The sequence below is a fragment of the Blautia caecimuris genome, assembly GCF_024622975.1.
Classification (GTDB): domain Bacteria; phylum Bacillota; class Clostridia; order Lachnospirales; family Lachnospiraceae; genus Blautia_A; species Blautia_A caecimuris.
The window spans coordinates 1-14,566 of the sequence record NZ_JANJZT010000015.1; the positions used below are offsets into that span (position 1 = coordinate 1).

A 14,566-nucleotide genomic window follows, 5' to 3' on the forward strand; every position below is an offset into this window, starting at 1 on the left:
GACTTTTTTCAAAGTTTTTCAAGTTGTTTCTTCAAAAGAATCATTTCTTTGTGACAGCCAGATTAATTTACCACTTTTTTTCGCCTCTGTCAACTGTTTTTTTCAAATAATACAAAAAATAAAAAGATGTGTTTCACTGTATTACCATTAAGGGAAACAGAACCTTTGCAACCTTTTCAATCTGCTTCTTTATAGTTTCCAAACAATTTCTAAGCAAATGACGGTTTTCTACTTTTTCCTTGCTGATATAAGAAACATTATCGGCCGCCTCATTTCATCTTTCATTCCTTTCAGATTCATCATCTCCTTTGGAGGCTTCGGTTCCACAAAATGTTCCAGCATGAATCCATTTTCCAGTAAGCTGTTTATATACGTAGTCATAGTTCTATGATATTTTGTAACCTTCTCCCCCAGAAATACTGCATTCCTTTCCCCCTCATAATAATAATTGTCCACAGGAAAATGAAGAATATTTCCATCAGCATTATAATACCAGTCCTGTGTTCCATAGGAGGTGAACACAGGATGCTCCACAGAAAAAACAAGTTCTCCTCCCTGTTTCAGCCACATGACTATACGTTTCATTAATTGTTCGTACTCTTTCACATAATGAAATGCCAAAGAACTGATCACAATGTCAAATGTTTCTGCCGGAAATTCCAAATCTTCCATTGCGCTGCATTGATATGTAATCCGGTCATCACTGTTTTTCCGCTTCGCTGTTTCCAGCATTTTATGAGAGATGTCTGTTCCCAAAACAGAACTTGCTCCCTGATCTGCCGCATACTTACAATGCCACCCATATCCACAGCCTAAATCCAGAACTTTTTTATCTTTAAAATCTGGTAGAATTTTCTGTAATTCCGTCCACTCTCCGGCTCCCTGCAGCCCTTTTTTTGAGCGTTCCATTTCACTGTATTTCATAAAAAATTTTTGTTCATCATACTTATTCTCTTTCACAATTTTGTTCCTCTCTGCCAAAAATATTATAATTCCTGTAAATGAGCCAATTTAAAAATGTTCGCAAAATTCTTCTCTATTTATTTGTAAATCCAATAAGCAGACTCAAGAACGGGCAAATACAATCAGAAACAATTACAAGGCTATTCTCTATTACAGTTTACATCTTAAAGTAAAAAGTATTCAGATATTATTTTGGCTGCCATAACAGGCTCCAAATAATTTCCAAATACTTTTACAAAGACTTGTATATTTACTTATTTTCCAAGTATTTCTTCACTTCATGCAGTGACGGCAGAATACATTCCGAAAGTCTTTCCATTTCTTCTGTAGGCTTCGCAAGATCAGGCACCATAATCGGATGCATCCCTGCTGCCTTTACCGCACGGATCCCATTATAAGAATCTTCTATTCCATAACAGTTTTCCGGCTTTACACAAAGTCTTGCGCAGGCTTCCAGATAAATGTCCGGCTCCGGTTTGCTTCTCTTTACCATATCTCCGCAAACAATCACGTCAAAGTACTGTAAAAGACCGCCTTCCGAAAGCTCCCGCTTTACTACTTCTTCCCTGGTAGACGTAGCAAGGCCCGTTTTAATACCGGAAGTCTTTAAAAACTCCAGTAGCTCACAGACTCCCTGTTTTTTCGGAAGCCTGCCATCTGCTGCCTGCTCATGAAAGAGAGCAGCCATTTCCTTTTTATAAATTTCATAAGGAAAATCCTGCCCATAATGTTTCTGAAATATTTTTACGGTTGCTTCATGGTTGGTGCCCAAGCACTGCATGCATACCTTTTCCACATCCGGTATTCCATATTTATCCGCAACCTGCTTCCATGTACGGATCACAAGGGTTTCCGAATCGAAGATCACACCGTCCATGTCAAAAATCACTGCTTCCAGTTTTATCATTTTCCTTCCCCTCAGCCTTTCATGATGTACCTGATGGCATCCTGTATCCATTCTACATAAACCAGATTCATACCTTCTGTTTTTTCCATAGAGGACTGGCATACCTTGGGAAGGATCACTGTGGTAAATCCCAGTTTTTTCGCTTCCGACACACGCTGGGCAGCCATACTGACTGCCCGGACTTCTCCGCTTAGGCCCACTTCCCCAAAAGCAAGAACTGAATCCGGAATCACAATATCTTTGCAGCTTGATACCACTGCAAGGGAAATCCCCAGATCAATAGCAGGCTCTGTCATCTTCATTCCTCCTGCGATATTTACATAGGCATCACAGGAAGCCAGATGAATCCCCACTTTTTTCTCAAGAACAGCCATAAGAAGATTCACTCTGTTAAAATCCGTTCCCACTGCCGTTCTTCTTGGAATACCAAAATTGCTCTGACACACAAGGGCTTGGATTTCCACAAGAATAGGCCTTGTTCCTTCCATGGAGCAGGCTACAATAGAACCGGAAGTGCCGTTAGGCTTTCCGTTCAGCATAAATTCCGAAGGATTTTTAACCTCCTCAAGACCGGTTCCCCGCATTTCAAATACACCGATCTCATTGGTAGAACCGAAACGGTTTTTTACAGCCCGGAGGATCCGATAAGACGCATGACGGTCACCTTCAAAATAAAGCACTGTATCTACCATATGTTCCAGAACTCTTGGACCTGCTACGTTTCCTTCTTTTGTCACATGACCTACAATAAAAATAGAAATCCCAAGTCCTTTGGCGATCTGCATCAGTATATTCGTGGATTCCCTGACCTGAGAAACACTGCCCGGCGCAGAACTGATATCCTCGTGAAACATAGTCTGAATAGAGTCAATAACCACCATGTCCGGCTTCTTTCTCTCAATTACTTCCCGGATAGTTTCCAGATTCGTCTCACAGAATATCTGCAGATTTTCATTAAATTCTCCGATCCGGTTTGCTCTGAGACGGATCTGACGCAAAGACTCCTCCCCGGAAATATAAAGCACTGAGCTTCCTGACAGAGACAGATTTCTGCATACCTGCAAAAGAAGGGTGGACTTTCCGATTCCCGGATCTCCACCCACCAGAACAAGAGACCCGGGAACGATACCGCCCCCGAGTACTCTGTCAAGCTCTCCAATCTTTGTCAGCCGTCTTTCATCCTCTGAAATCCGTATATCTTTTAGTTTTACAGGCTCCGGTCTCTGCCCCTGCGCCATAGTCCGGCTGCCGGAAGACGACGTTTTTTTTGTGGAAACAGCCTCTTCTACAAAGGTGTTCCAGGCTTTGCAGCCCGGGCACTGGCCCATCCATTTAGAAGACTCATATCCGCATTCCTGACAAAAATAAACAACTTTTTTATTTTTTAGCATTTTTTGATCTTCACTTCTGCCACAGCATCACCCAGCTCAGCGCTGAAAGAAAGCTTGCCTCCAAGATTTGTTTTCATTGTACCTGCATCTGCGCCGTTAATGGTAATATCGTACTCTGTGTCAGCCTCCATTTCTACGGTAATCTGTGCATCCTCTGCACCTTCTACCTGAAAGCTCATGGTTGAACCGTCCTGCAAAAGATTATAAACTGCAGTTCCCGGTACAGATTCGTAAACAAACATACCGTTTCTTTCCAGCTTGGTGATCTCATGAAACGTTTTTACTTTATAAACATCCCCCTGATGCTGAAAATCTGATACTTTGGATTTCTGAGCCAGCTCATAATTACCAAAGCTGATGCTTCCGTTTTCCTCTGTACGAATCAGTTCTTTTACTACTGCCATGATCTTATGTCCTCCCTGAGATTCTCTGTTGTATTATCTTTGGATATAGAATAACCCTTCAGAATCATGTATCCTGATACTGAATAATCAGGCAAAAGGATGCTTCGTTCCTTTCCTGCTGATTATTCTTATTATAACATTTTCACAATTTTTTGAACAGTATCCTAACCAAGATTTAATATCTTTTTTATATTTACTTTTTGTCTGCTTTTTCTGCAGGAACAGGAATAAACCGAAGCTGTTTCTGATGAAGCTGAACCTTTACCGTATCGCCTTTTCGGATTCTTCCCTCCAGAATTTCATTTGCAAGACTGTCCTCCAGCTTTGTCTGTATTGCCCGGCGGAGAGGTCTTGCTCCATACTTACTGTCAAATCCCGCCTCTGCCAGATAAGCCCTGGCAGAATCGCTGATCTTCAGCCGTATATCCATCTGCTCCTCACACCGTTTTTCCAGATTTTTAAGAAGAAGCCCCACAATTTTACGGATGTGCTCTTTATTGAGGGTATGGAATACCATGATCTCGTCAATACGGTTCAAAAACTCCGGTTTAAACAGGCGGCGCACTTCTTCCATTACATTTGATTTCATCCGCTCATAATCCTGTTTCTCATTATCACCTGACATAAATCCAAGTTTTTTTGGCTCAATAATAGCCTGAGCTCCCGCATTGGAGGTCATGATGATGATGGTCTGCTTAAAATCCACTTTCCGTCCATGAGCGTCTGTAATATGTCCGTCATCCAGTACCTGAAGTAAAATATTAAATACATCCGGATGGGCTTTTTCGATTTCGTCAAAAAGGATTACACTGTAAGGATTTCTGCGCACCTTTTCGCTGAGCTGTCCTCCCTCGTCATATCCCACATATCCCGGCGGAGAACCGATCATTTTTGAGACGCTGTGCTTTTCCATGTACTCCGACATGTCTATGCGGATCATAGCCTGCTCGCTTCCGAATACAGCCTCTGCAAGCGCCTTGGAAAGCTCTGTTTTTCCTACGCCTGTAGGTCCCAGAAACAGGAAAGACCCAATGGGACGTCCGGGGTCCTTCAGACCTACCCGTCCGCGTTTCACCGCCTGGGCAACTGCTTTTACAGCCTCCTCCTGGCCGATCACCCGTTTATGGAGAATCCCCTCCAGATGAGCCAGCCTCTTTGATTCACTTTCTGTCAGCTTCTGTACAGGTACCTTGGTCCAATCGGAAACAATATCCGCCACGGAAGCTTCTGTTACTGTAAGACTCTTCTTCTGACTTTTCCGTTCTTCTCTGGCGCGGTATTTTTTAATTTCCTGTTCCACTTCCCTCTGGCGGCTCTGAATCTCTCTGGCTTTTTCAAGGTCTGCCTGGCGGATGGCTTCCTCTTTCTCTTCCAGCAGCTCTTTCAGCATATTTTCAAGGCCATCTGTCTTTGTTGCTGTCCGGTAGCTTTTCAGGCGCACTTTTGCTGCTGCCTCGTCGATAATATCAATGGCCTTATCCGGAAGAAAACGGTCATTGATGTAACGGACAGACATCTGCACTGCCGCCTCCAGAGCGCTGTCCTCAATACTAACTCTGTGGTGCTTTTCATAGTAAGGACGAAGCCCCTTCAGAATCTCCAAAGCTTCCGCCTCTGAAGGTTCCTCTACAGTTACCGGCTGGAAACGCCGTTCCAGAGCCGCATCCTTTTCAATATATTTCCTGTATTCCTCCAGAGTGGTAGCTCCGATCAGCTGAATCTCTCCTCTGGACAGAGACGGCTTCAGGATATTAGATGCATCCAGGGCGCCCTCCGCGCCTCCTGCGCCGATAATCGTATGAAGTTCATCAATAAAAAGAAGGATTCCTCTGTCTTCCCGCACTTCATTTACTACATTTTTGATGCGCTCTTCAAATTCTCCTCTGTATTTACTGCCTGCTACCATTCCGGAAAGATCCAGCACTACCACGCGTTTCTCTTTTACAGTATCCGGAACCATTCCGGACACAATTTTCTGGGCCAGACCTTCTACAATAGCAGTTTTTCCCACTCCCGGTTCTCCAACCAGACATGGATTATTTTTTGTTCTGCGGCTCAGAATCTGGATCAGCCGTCCGATCTCCCTGTCTCTTCCCACAACAGGGTCCAGCTTTCCATCAGCAGCCATTGCTGTAAGATCCCGGCTGTACTGATCAAGAAAAGGAGTTCCTGTTCCTTTTTTATCTTTCAGATTCCTGGATGCCTGCATCTCCTCCGCAATAGCTTCCTGGTCGCAGCCCATAGCAGCCAGAACTGCCGCATACAGTTTCTGGATATTGACTCCCATTGTATACAGAAGTCTTGTGGCAACGGACTCTGTTTCCTTCAGCATGGCAAGAAGTATATGTTCAGTGCCTGCCTGATCCGCCCTCCGCATCTGAGCCTCTTTTCCGGCATTGTCAAGAAGCCTCTGAGCCCTTGGACTGTACTCCGGCACTCTTTCCATGGTCAGAACTTCCGAAGGAGCGATCAGATTCCCGATCAGCTCCTGAAGCCTTTCCTGCTCCACACCGAATTCTTCCAGAATTCTTCCCGCAGTCCCCTCCTTTTCCTTTAAAAGTCCCACCAGAATATGTTCTGTGCCTATATACGTATGCTTACAGGACTGTACCGTGCTTCTGGCAAGCTTTAGAGCATTTACAGCCTGTCTGGTAAACTTTTCCTGCATAAATTCCTCCTCGTTTCTGATCCTTTACAGATCGTAATCGTCAAAAATCTCATCAATCAGCTGATGTACTTCCTGTCTGGAAACCTCCTTGCAGCAGCCCTTTGCCAGCGCTACCACAAGATTCTGTTTCATTTCCTCCAGAGCTTTTATCTTATCTACATCAATGGCCACCACAGCACCTCTTCTTCTGTCAATGGACACAAACCCCTCCTGTTTCAGAAGTGTATAGGCTTTATTGACTGTATGCATATTAATGCCTATGGTATCTGCCATCTGTCTCACAGAAGGCAGAGTATCTCCCTCCTGAAGTCTTGATGTAGCGATCCCAAGGATGATCTGGTTCATCAGCTGAACATAGATGGCCTCGTCACTGTTAAAATCTATTTCTATGACCATATTCAAGCCTCCTCGTATCGTGTTACACATATACTAGCACATCTCGCATATTTTGAAAACAGTTATTTTCCGTGTCTTTTCCACAGTTGAAAAGAGGCAGCCTCACAGCCGCCTCTTTCTGTATTACATTTAACCGATGATCTTTTTTAACTGTTCTCTGTTTAAAATCAGATTAAATCCCATTGGATTGATAACAAGCGCCTCCGCCTGCTGGATCATAATATCAGCAAGCTTCACAAAAGGTATTTTTGCAATCCTCAGCTTTTTGCCTCTGGCAAATTTTTCGTATTCCAGCACATCTGAAAAAACAGGCTGAAGAATTTTTCCTTCTTTATTTTTCAGATACGGAATATTTACCTTTGCCGGATCCTCCTCACTGCGGTCCATGGCAACAAGGAATTCTGATTTTCTCAGATTTGCGATCAGCTCTTCTTCCAGTTCCCGGATATTTTTGTGTTCCTCCGGTTTTACCGGACGGCGCAGCTCCTGCATAAAATAAATACCGGAAAGCTGAAGCGTTGCGTTGATCAGAGGTCTTTTTTCCGGCTCGACCTTGCTGAGATCCGGCTGACGCACAATTTTGTCAAGATCCACTTCAATCTCTTCACTTCCGTTATTCCACACCAGGGAATTTACACCAACAGCGTAAAGAAGGCCGTACATTCTCGGGAAATCCTTTTTCTCATATTTCATTCCCATAAGCAGTATTTTATCATCCAGCTTCTTTTTGCCAAACTCCTTCAGTGTCTCTTCCTCGGCAAAAAACCATGCCTGATCATTATAAGTCTCTTCTGCGCAGGTCACATAAGGAAGCTTTGTCACCTGAGAATATGCCACAAAGATGCTGTCTCTGGCCTGAATTTCCTTCACTGCGTCTACTACACTCATTCCCATTCTTGTTGTCCTTTCCATTGTCTGTCTCCGGCCCCGGGGGCACAGAGGAACAGATACTCCTTTTTATTTCATCAGGAATTCTACGATTCCGTCAAGTTCCTCCATCTGATCCCTCTTCAGAGAAGATTTCACAGTAAGAGTATTGTCATAAATCTCCATGTTTTTCATGGAAGAAAGAATCTCTTTCATCTGTTTTCCTGCAGAAATTGCCCAGGTACCGTTTTCGATCACAGCCACTTTACGGTTCTGGAAATTATGCGCTTTCAATTCTGAAAGAAGGGTTTCCATTTTCGGGAAAAGTCCTGCATTGTAAGTAGGGCAGGCAAATACGATCCTGTCACAACGGAATGCTTCTGCCAGAATATAGGACGGATCTGTTTTGGACACATCATACATTGCAATGTTCTTTTCTCCTGCATCAGAAATCTTCCCGGCCAGAACATTCACTGCGCTCTCTGTATTTCCGTAAATAGAAGCATACACAATAAGAACCGCATGATCCTCCGGTGTGTAGGTGCTCCATTTCTGATATTTATCAATAAACCAGCCCAGATTTTCTCTCCATACCGGGCCGTGAAGTGGGCAGATCATTTCAATATCAAGAGCTGCTGCTTTTTTCAGGGCAGACTGAACCTGAGCTCCGTATTTACCTACAATGTTAGTAAGATATCTTCTGGCTTCTTCCAGCCACTCTGCCTCAAAGTTCAGCTCGTCTGCAAAAATATTTCCGTTCAGCGCGCCAAAGGTTCCAAAGGCGTCTGCACTGTAAAGAACTTTATCATAAGCATCATAAGTTACCATAGCCTCCGGCCAGTGAACCATTGGGATCATGGCAAATGCAAGGGTGTGTTTTCCTGTGGAAATGGTATCTCCCTCTTTGATCACAACTGCACGGTTATCTACGTCAAAATCAAAAAACTGTTTCATCATGGTAAATGTCTTTGCATTTCCCACAAATTTCACTTCCGGATAACGAATCACAACTTCTGCAAGAGAAGCGCAGTGATCCGGCTCCATGTGATTCACAATAATATAATCCAGAGTACGGCCGTCCAGTACATGCTCCAAATTCTCAAGGAACTGTGAGCACACAGAATGATCTACTGTATCAAGAAGAACGGTTTTTTCATCCAGGATCACATAGGAATTATAGGAAACTCCTTTTGGGATCGGATATACGTTCTCAAACAGCTCCAGTCTTCTGTCGCTGGCGCCGATCCAGTACATATCCTCTGTTATCTTTTTTACACAATACACGTTGTTTCCTCCTTACGCCTCATCAATGGCTTTTCCAATATCATGGCGCATATATTTGTTGGCAAACTGAATCCATTCGGTCGCCTCATATGCGTTCTTTCTTGCTTCCTTCAGGTCTTTACCCTTGGCAGTAATTCCCACAACACGTCCTCCGTTTGTGACGATCTGACCGTTTTCCAGCTTTGTTCCCGCATGGAAGCAATAATATCCTTCTTTGTCCTCAAACTTCTCAAATCCGGACATAGGAATGCCTTTTTCGTATTTTACCGGATAGCCTTCGCTGGCAAGAACCACGCAGACTGCCGCATTATCCTCAAATTCAAGTTCTGTCTGATCCAGAGTCCCGTTTACACAGGCCTCCATTACCTCAAGGATATCTGTTTTCATTCTAGGCAGCACTACCTGTGCTTCCGGATCACCGAAACGGGCATTATATTCCAGAACCTTGGGTCCGTCCGGAGTCAGCATCAGGCCAAAGAAAATAATTCCCACAAAAGGACGTCCCTCAGCCGCCATAGCATCTACTGTCGGCTGATAAATATATTTCCGGCAGAATTCATCTACCTCTTCCGTATAAAACGGACTTGGAGAAAAGGTCCCCATTCCGCCTGTATTCAGTCCCTGGTCTCCGTCCATGGCGCGTTTGTGATCCTGAGCGGAAGTCATGGTACGGATGGTCTTTCCATCAACAAAAGAAAGCACAGAGACTTCTCTTCCTGTCATAAATTCTTCAATGACCATAGTATTTCCGGCGCTTCCGAACTTTTTGTCCTCCATGATCTCCTTTACTCCGGCTTCCGCCTCAGCGAGATCATTGCAGATCAGAACGCCCTTTCCAAGAGCAAGTCCGTCCGCCTTGAGAACAACAGGGAATTTCGCCTGTGTACGAAGATATTCCAGAGCCTTTTCAGAATCCTCAAAATTCTCATATCCGGCAGTGGGAATATTATATTTTTTCATAAGATCCTTGGAAAACGCCTTGGAGCCTTCCAGAATAGCCGCATTTTTACGTGGGCCAAACACCTTCAGACCGCGCTCTTCAAATACGTCTACAACGCCTCCTACCAGCGGGTCATCCATTCCAATGATCGTCAGATCTATGCTATGTTCCTGGGCAAAATCCGCCAGTTTCTCAAATTCCATAGCTCCGATATTTACGCACTCTGCATACTGGGAAATTCCCGCATTGCCGGGTGCGCAGTAAATTTTGTCAGCTTTCGGGCTTTTTGCCACGCTCCATGCAATTGCATGTTCTCTTCCGCCGCTTCCTACAATCAGTATATTCATCAGGTATTTCCTCCTTATCTGCTGATCTGAACCTTTCCGTCCTGAACACTGACCTTTCCATTTGCAATCAGGTCAATAGCTTCCGGAAGGATCTTCCATTCTGCCTCTTCCATTACCCGGCGCTGAAGTACTTCCGGAGTATCTCCCTGCTGTACCTCAACGGCCTTCTGAAGGATGATCGGACCTGTATCTGTGCCTGTATCTACAAAATGCACAGTGGCTCCGGTTATTTTTACGCCTCTGTTCAGAACTCCCTCATGAACGCGCAGTCCATAAAACCCTGTTCCGCAGAAAGACGGGATCAGAGAAGGATGGATATTAATGATACGGTTTGGATATGCCTCCACGATCATTGGAGGAACCGCAACCAGATAACCTGCAAGAACCACAAGATCTACCTGTTTTTTCTGAAGCTCCGCCAGAAGAGCTTTATGGAATTCCTCTCTGTTGTCATAGCATTTCGGAGAAATACAAACAGCCGGGATCCCCCGGTCCTCTGCTCTTTTCAGAGCATAGGCACCGGAGTTGTTGCTAATCACTACTGAAACAGCGGCATTGGTGATCACTCCCTGATCCAGCGCATCCAGAATGGCCTGAAGATTCGTGCCCCCTCCGGATACCAGAATGCCAAGTCTTAACATAAATCCACACCCTTTTCGCCGGCTTCAATACGTCCTACCACATATGGAGTATCTCCTGCTTTGCGGATTGCTTCCATTGTTTTGTCCACGTCTTCCGGTTTTACTGCAAGAACCATTCCAAGACCCATGTTGTAGGTATTGTACATCATTTTTTCTTCAATGTTTCCTTTTTCTGCAAGAAGCTTAAAGATAGGAAGAACCGGATAGCTGTCTTTTTCGATCACTGCTCTTGTACCCTCTTTCAGCATACGCGGAACATTTTCGTAGAAACCGCCGCCTGTGATATGGCTGCATGCATGGATGCGCACGCCCGCTTCTTTCACGCTCTTCAGAGCTTTTACATAAATTCTGGTCGGGGCAAGAAGAGCCTCGCCCAAAGTTGTTCCCAGTTCATCATAATAAGTGTCCAGAGACTCTCTTGTCATATCGAATACCTTACGCACCAGAGAAAATCCATTGCTGTGAACACCTGTGGACGCCATACCGATCAGAACGTCACCGGCTTCCAGCTCTTCCCCTGTAAGAAGATCTTTTTTATCGATCACGCCTACTGCGAATCCCGCAAGGTCATACTCATCCTCCTGCATAAGTCCCGGATGCTCGGCTGTTTCTCCGCCGATCAGAGCTGCTCCGGACTGTGCACAGCCTTCTGCCACACCGCCTACGATCTCTGCGATCTTTTCCGGATAATTCTTGCCGCATGCAATATAATCCAGGAAAAACAGAGGCTCTGCCCCTGCGCAGGCAATATCGTTGACGCACATTGCCACTGCATCGATTCCAATGGTGTCATGCTTGTCCATAACCATGGCAAGCTTTACCTTTGTTCCGCATCCGTCTGTTCCGGAAACAAGAGTAGGCTCCTCCATATCTTTAAATGCACTCATGGAAAACGCTCCTGAAAATCCGCCGATTCCGCCTAAAACCTCGGGTCTCATTGTTTTTGCAATGTGCTTTTTCATCAGCTCCACTGACTTATAGCCTGCTTCTATATCAACACCTGCGTTCTTATAATCCATAATATCCTCCCAGTATTTACTTTTATTAATAATTAATAATTCTGATAGCCTACTTCCTGCAGTCTTGCGTCCTTGGCTTCTACCTGCTCTTTCAGCTCCTGGCTGTATTCTTTCAATTTCGCAAGAAGCTCAGGATCTGAGGTTGCCAGAATTTTTGCTGCCAGAAGTCCTGCATTTGCGCCGCCATTGATGGCAACCGTGGCAACCGGGATTCCGGACGGCATCTGTACGATGGAATAAAGAGAGTCACGTCCTCCCAGAGAGGTAGTATGCATCGGAATACCGATTACCGGCATGGGGAAAATCGCCGCGCACATTCCCGGCAGATGAGCTGCCATTCCCGCACCTGCAATAATCACCTTAAATCCTCTTTCCTCTGCACTCTTTGCATAGTCAAAAAATACATCCGGTTCTCTGTGCGCGGAGATGATCTTCATCTCATACTCCACTCCCAGCTTGTCAAGAATTGCCGCTGCTTTGCTCATAACCGGCATGTCTGAATCGCTTCCCATTACAATTCCAACTTTTTTCATTGGTAGGCCTCCTTAATTTTCAATCTGTTCCAGGTTGATTCTACTAAGATTCTATTTTTGTGTCAATAAAATTCCATAAAAGAAATATTTTGGCAAACAAACTGTTTTTGTATATTTCGGAATTTCTTCCTTCCGCATTCTCTTTATTTCTCAAAAGGGCGGTTCAGTTCCTCTGTACCAGGAAGTACAAAACGTCCTTTTTCAATAATGGAACGTCCTTCTCCCTCATCATCGATCACGCGGATACTTCCAAGCTCTTCGTAAGGAATGGTAATATCTGTATGGCATCCATAGTACGCAAGACTGATATCCTCTTTTCTGAGGCTGGATATTTCATTGTCTCTGGCAATGATCTCTCTCCCGTCCGGATTATATACCGCAATATCCTCAGCCCAGCTGTAACAGGTATCGCCCACTGCAAAATGAGGTCCCATTTTTTCTGCGATCAGAATGGGCAGCTTGTCTGCGATCCCGTATTTTTCTGCAGCCACATAGGCTGTGGTATTTGTTCCGATGGCAAACTCTCCCATTGGAAGCTTCACATGATGGTGAAGGATATTATCCTCAATATAAGCGCGGTTTTCCCCTTCCGTCTCAAAGTTACTGCAGGAATAATCGATCACCTGACCGCAGTCAAATACAAGCTTCAGATCCTTAAACTGCAGTCCGTTCAGATACACTTTTTTTACATGGAGGACTCCGCCTGTGCCTGCCAGAACCGGAGAAGTAAACACCTCTCCTACCGGGATATTCACATCTGCCACACAGTTTTCAAAGTTTGTCTGTTTTTTGATATCCGCCAGTGTATGAAGATGAATGATAATATCTGTTTCATTGCCGTTCTGTCCTTTGATCTCCACCCACTCGCAGGTATCCAGAGTTTCAATGATCGTCTGCTGGATTTTTTCATAAAGCTTATAGTCCAGTGTATTGATCTTTACGATCTCATCAAAAATCTCCGGGAAGTTTCCTCCGATCTCCGGCACCGGATAGGCGATAATGGTAAAGCTTCTCTCATCTCCTTTGATATAGCGGTTGACAATCTGACCGGATTCATTGTCAAGCTCCACCTGAAGCTTCTGCTGAGCTTCGCTTAAGCTCAGGGCTTCCGGCTTGGACACCGGCGAAAAAGGTTCCTCTCCAAAGGTTTCAATACATGCAGGACCGCCGTGGACTTCTGCCAGATCTCTGTACTTGTCGTAAGCGTTCTGCATGGAGCGGAGTTTCCTTTTTACAAAGTCGCTGTCAAGGAACAGAGCGCAGTCCTGTCTGTGGTCATAATCATACTGAGGGTTGGCGTTTCCGCCCATATATCCTACACGGGATGCCCCTCTTTTATTGATCACATGAGCCGCATGACGATAGATCACAGGCTCCAGTCCCATTTCACGGAACTGAAGGACTGCCGCCCGCACCATCCGTTCAAATCCCAGATTATAGCGGATATTTACGGTTTTCTTTTTTGTAAGGTCTTTTCTTGTATTAATAAATCCGATGCGATATCCTTCTGTATAGGTACGCGCCATATCATCAATTTTTTCCTGAGAAAGACTGTTCAGGAAAAGAGCCACACCGGTCTCATTTCCGGATACGTATTCGCCATAGCGGTAAAGATACCTCAGATCCTCAAGATCTGACTCCATAATGATCTTTGTGGCAAAATCCAGCTCCGGATCAACGCCCTCTGCAATTCTCTGTTCCATCATATCCTGGCAGTAGTCATTTACATAAGAGCGTAGGATATCTTCTACTGTTTTGGGCGCAGGGAGTTCCTCTTCGCAGAAAGCAGAATGAATCTCCAGAAACAGCTCCGCGCACACAAGATAATCCCACCATTTTTTTTCATATGCATAGACTATAGTGCCTCTCAGCTCCGCATACAAAAAGCAGAAGCTCTGTCCGTATTCCCCCAGCTTTTCTGCTGCATAAGCAGGATTTCCATAGGAGGTCTTATAGTTTTCCGGAAAAAGCTCTTCATACAAAGCCGTATTTTCCGCTTTCAGCTCTTCCAGAGAAAGCTCTTCCTGTTCTCTTTTCAGGATTTTCCCTGTTTTTCCCAGAAACTCTGCTGTTTTCTGAAAAAATTCTCCAAAGGGCTCTTTGATTTCCTTTTCTGTACAGATTTCTGCAATCCGTTCTTCAGCAAGGGCAAACCGTTCCATCAGTAATTCGTCCAAACTGTCATCTCCTTTCAAAAAATCTTCTC

13 protein-coding genes are annotated in these 14,566 nt (G+C 44.7%); all 13 read right to left on the reverse strand.

What is annotated here, in order from left to right:
• Positions 1-228: 228 nt before the first annotated feature.
• Positions 229-960 (reverse strand): class I SAM-dependent methyltransferase, encoded by a 732-nt coding sequence (locus NSA57_RS10370; protein ID WP_173752707.1) that lies wholly within the window; start codon positions 958-960, stop codon positions 229-231.
• Between the two features lie 253 nt (positions 961-1,213).
• Complete coding sequence (locus tag NSA57_RS10375; RefSeq protein ID WP_147599885.1) at positions 1,214-1,870, reverse strand: HAD family hydrolase; 657 nt, start codon at positions 1,868-1,870, stop codon at positions 1,214-1,216.
• An 11-nt stretch (positions 1,871-1,881) separates the two neighbouring features.
• Positions 1,882-3,261, reverse strand: a complete 1,380-nt coding sequence (gene radA / locus NSA57_RS10380) for a DNA repair protein RadA (protein WP_022066463.1) — start codon at positions 3,259-3,261, stop codon at positions 1,882-1,884.
• Complete coding sequence (locus tag NSA57_RS10385; protein ID WP_022066464.1) at positions 3,255-3,665, reverse strand: hypothetical protein; 411 nt, start codon at positions 3,663-3,665, stop codon at positions 3,255-3,257. Before NSA57_RS10385 ends, radA begins: the two co-directional genes overlap by 7 nt.
• Positions 3,666-3,858: 193 nt before the next feature.
• On the reverse strand, positions 3,859-6,333 hold the full coding sequence (locus NSA57_RS10390; protein ID WP_257464790.1) for an ATP-dependent Clp protease ATP-binding subunit: 2,475 nt from the start codon (positions 6,331-6,333) through the stop codon (positions 3,859-3,861).
• Between the two features lie 24 nt (positions 6,334-6,357).
• On the reverse strand, positions 6,358-6,729 hold the full coding sequence (locus NSA57_RS10395) for a GntR family transcriptional regulator (protein WP_022066466.1): 372 nt from the start codon (positions 6,727-6,729) through the stop codon (positions 6,358-6,360).
• A 129-nt stretch (positions 6,730-6,858) separates the two neighbouring features.
• Positions 6,859-7,641: an SseB family protein gene (locus NSA57_RS10400; protein ID WP_243873705.1), complete on the reverse strand. Its 783-nt coding sequence runs from the start codon at positions 7,639-7,641 to the stop codon at positions 6,859-6,861.
• Between the two features lie 45 nt (positions 7,642-7,686).
• The gene (locus tag NSA57_RS10405) at positions 7,687-8,880 is read right to left on the reverse strand and encodes an FprA family A-type flavoprotein (protein ID WP_022066468.1); all 1,194 of its coding nucleotides are present in this window, start codon (positions 8,878-8,880) and stop codon (positions 7,687-7,689) included.
• Between the two features lie 12 nt (positions 8,881-8,892).
• Positions 8,893-10,167: a phosphoribosylamine--glycine ligase gene (purD, locus tag NSA57_RS10410; RefSeq protein WP_022066469.1), complete on the reverse strand. Its 1,275-nt coding sequence runs from the start codon at positions 10,165-10,167 to the stop codon at positions 8,893-8,895.
• 14 nt (positions 10,168-10,181) lie between these two features.
• Positions 10,182-10,808 (reverse strand): phosphoribosylglycinamide formyltransferase, encoded by a 627-nt coding sequence (gene purN / locus NSA57_RS10415; RefSeq protein WP_257464791.1) that lies wholly within the window; start codon positions 10,806-10,808, stop codon positions 10,182-10,184.
• Positions 10,802-11,827 (reverse strand): phosphoribosylformylglycinamidine cyclo-ligase, encoded by a 1,026-nt coding sequence (gene purM / locus NSA57_RS10420; RefSeq protein ID WP_022066471.1) that lies wholly within the window; start codon positions 11,825-11,827, stop codon positions 10,802-10,804. The genes purN and purM overlap by 7 nt, the downstream gene beginning before the upstream one ends.
• 32 nt (positions 11,828-11,859) lie before the next feature.
• Entirely contained in the window at positions 11,860-12,360 is a 501-nt protein-coding gene (gene purE, locus NSA57_RS10425; protein ID WP_022066472.1) for a 5-(carboxyamino)imidazole ribonucleotide mutase, read from the reverse strand.
• A gap of 143 nt (positions 12,361-12,503) precedes the next feature.
• A complete protein-coding gene (locus tag NSA57_RS10430; protein WP_257464842.1) occupies positions 12,504-14,522 on the reverse strand; it encodes an aminopeptidase in 2,019 nt (672 codons plus the stop codon).
• Positions 14,523-14,566: the final 44 nt, after the last annotated feature.

What these genes read in the sequence shown, in the direction of transcription:
- NSA57_RS10375 (WP_147599885.1), bottom strand. Translation starts at nt 1,870, where the DNA reads ATGATAAAACTGGAAGCAGTGATTTTTGACATGGACGGTGTGATCTTC.
- radA (WP_022066463.1), bottom strand. Translation starts at nt 3,261, where the DNA reads ATGCTAAAAAATAAAAAAGTTGTTTATTTTTGTCAGGAATGCGGATAT.
- NSA57_RS10385 (WP_022066464.1), bottom strand. Translation starts at nt 3,665, where the DNA reads ATGGCAGTAGTAAAAGAACTGATTCGTACAGAGGAAAACGGAAGCATC.
- NSA57_RS10390 (WP_257464790.1), bottom strand. Translation starts at nt 6,333, where the DNA reads ATGCAGGAAAAGTTTACCAGACAGGCTGTAAATGCTCTAAAGCTTGCC.
- NSA57_RS10395 (WP_022066466.1), bottom strand. Translation starts at nt 6,729, where the DNA reads ATGGTCATAGAAATAGATTTTAACAGTGACGAGGCCATCTATGTTCAG.
- NSA57_RS10400 (WP_243873705.1), bottom strand. Translation starts at nt 7,641, where the DNA reads ATGGAAAGGACAACAAGAATGGGAATGAGTGTAGTAGACGCAGTGAAG.
- purD (WP_022066469.1), bottom strand. Translation starts at nt 10,167, where the DNA reads ATGAATATACTGATTGTAGGAAGCGGCGGAAGAGAACATGCAATTGCA.
- purN (WP_257464791.1), bottom strand. Translation starts at nt 10,808, where the DNA reads ATGTTAAGACTTGGCATTCTGGTATCCGGAGGGGGCACGAATCTTCAG.
- purM (WP_022066471.1), bottom strand. Translation starts at nt 11,827, where the DNA reads ATGGATTATAAGAACGCAGGTGTTGATATAGAAGCAGGCTATAAGTCA.
- purE (WP_022066472.1), bottom strand. Translation starts at nt 12,360, where the DNA reads ATGAAAAAAGTTGGAATTGTAATGGGAAGCGATTCAGACATGCCGGTT.
- NSA57_RS10430 (WP_257464842.1), bottom strand. Translation starts at nt 14,522, where the DNA reads ATGGAACGGTTTGCCCTTGCTGAAGAACGGATTGCAGAAATCTGTACA.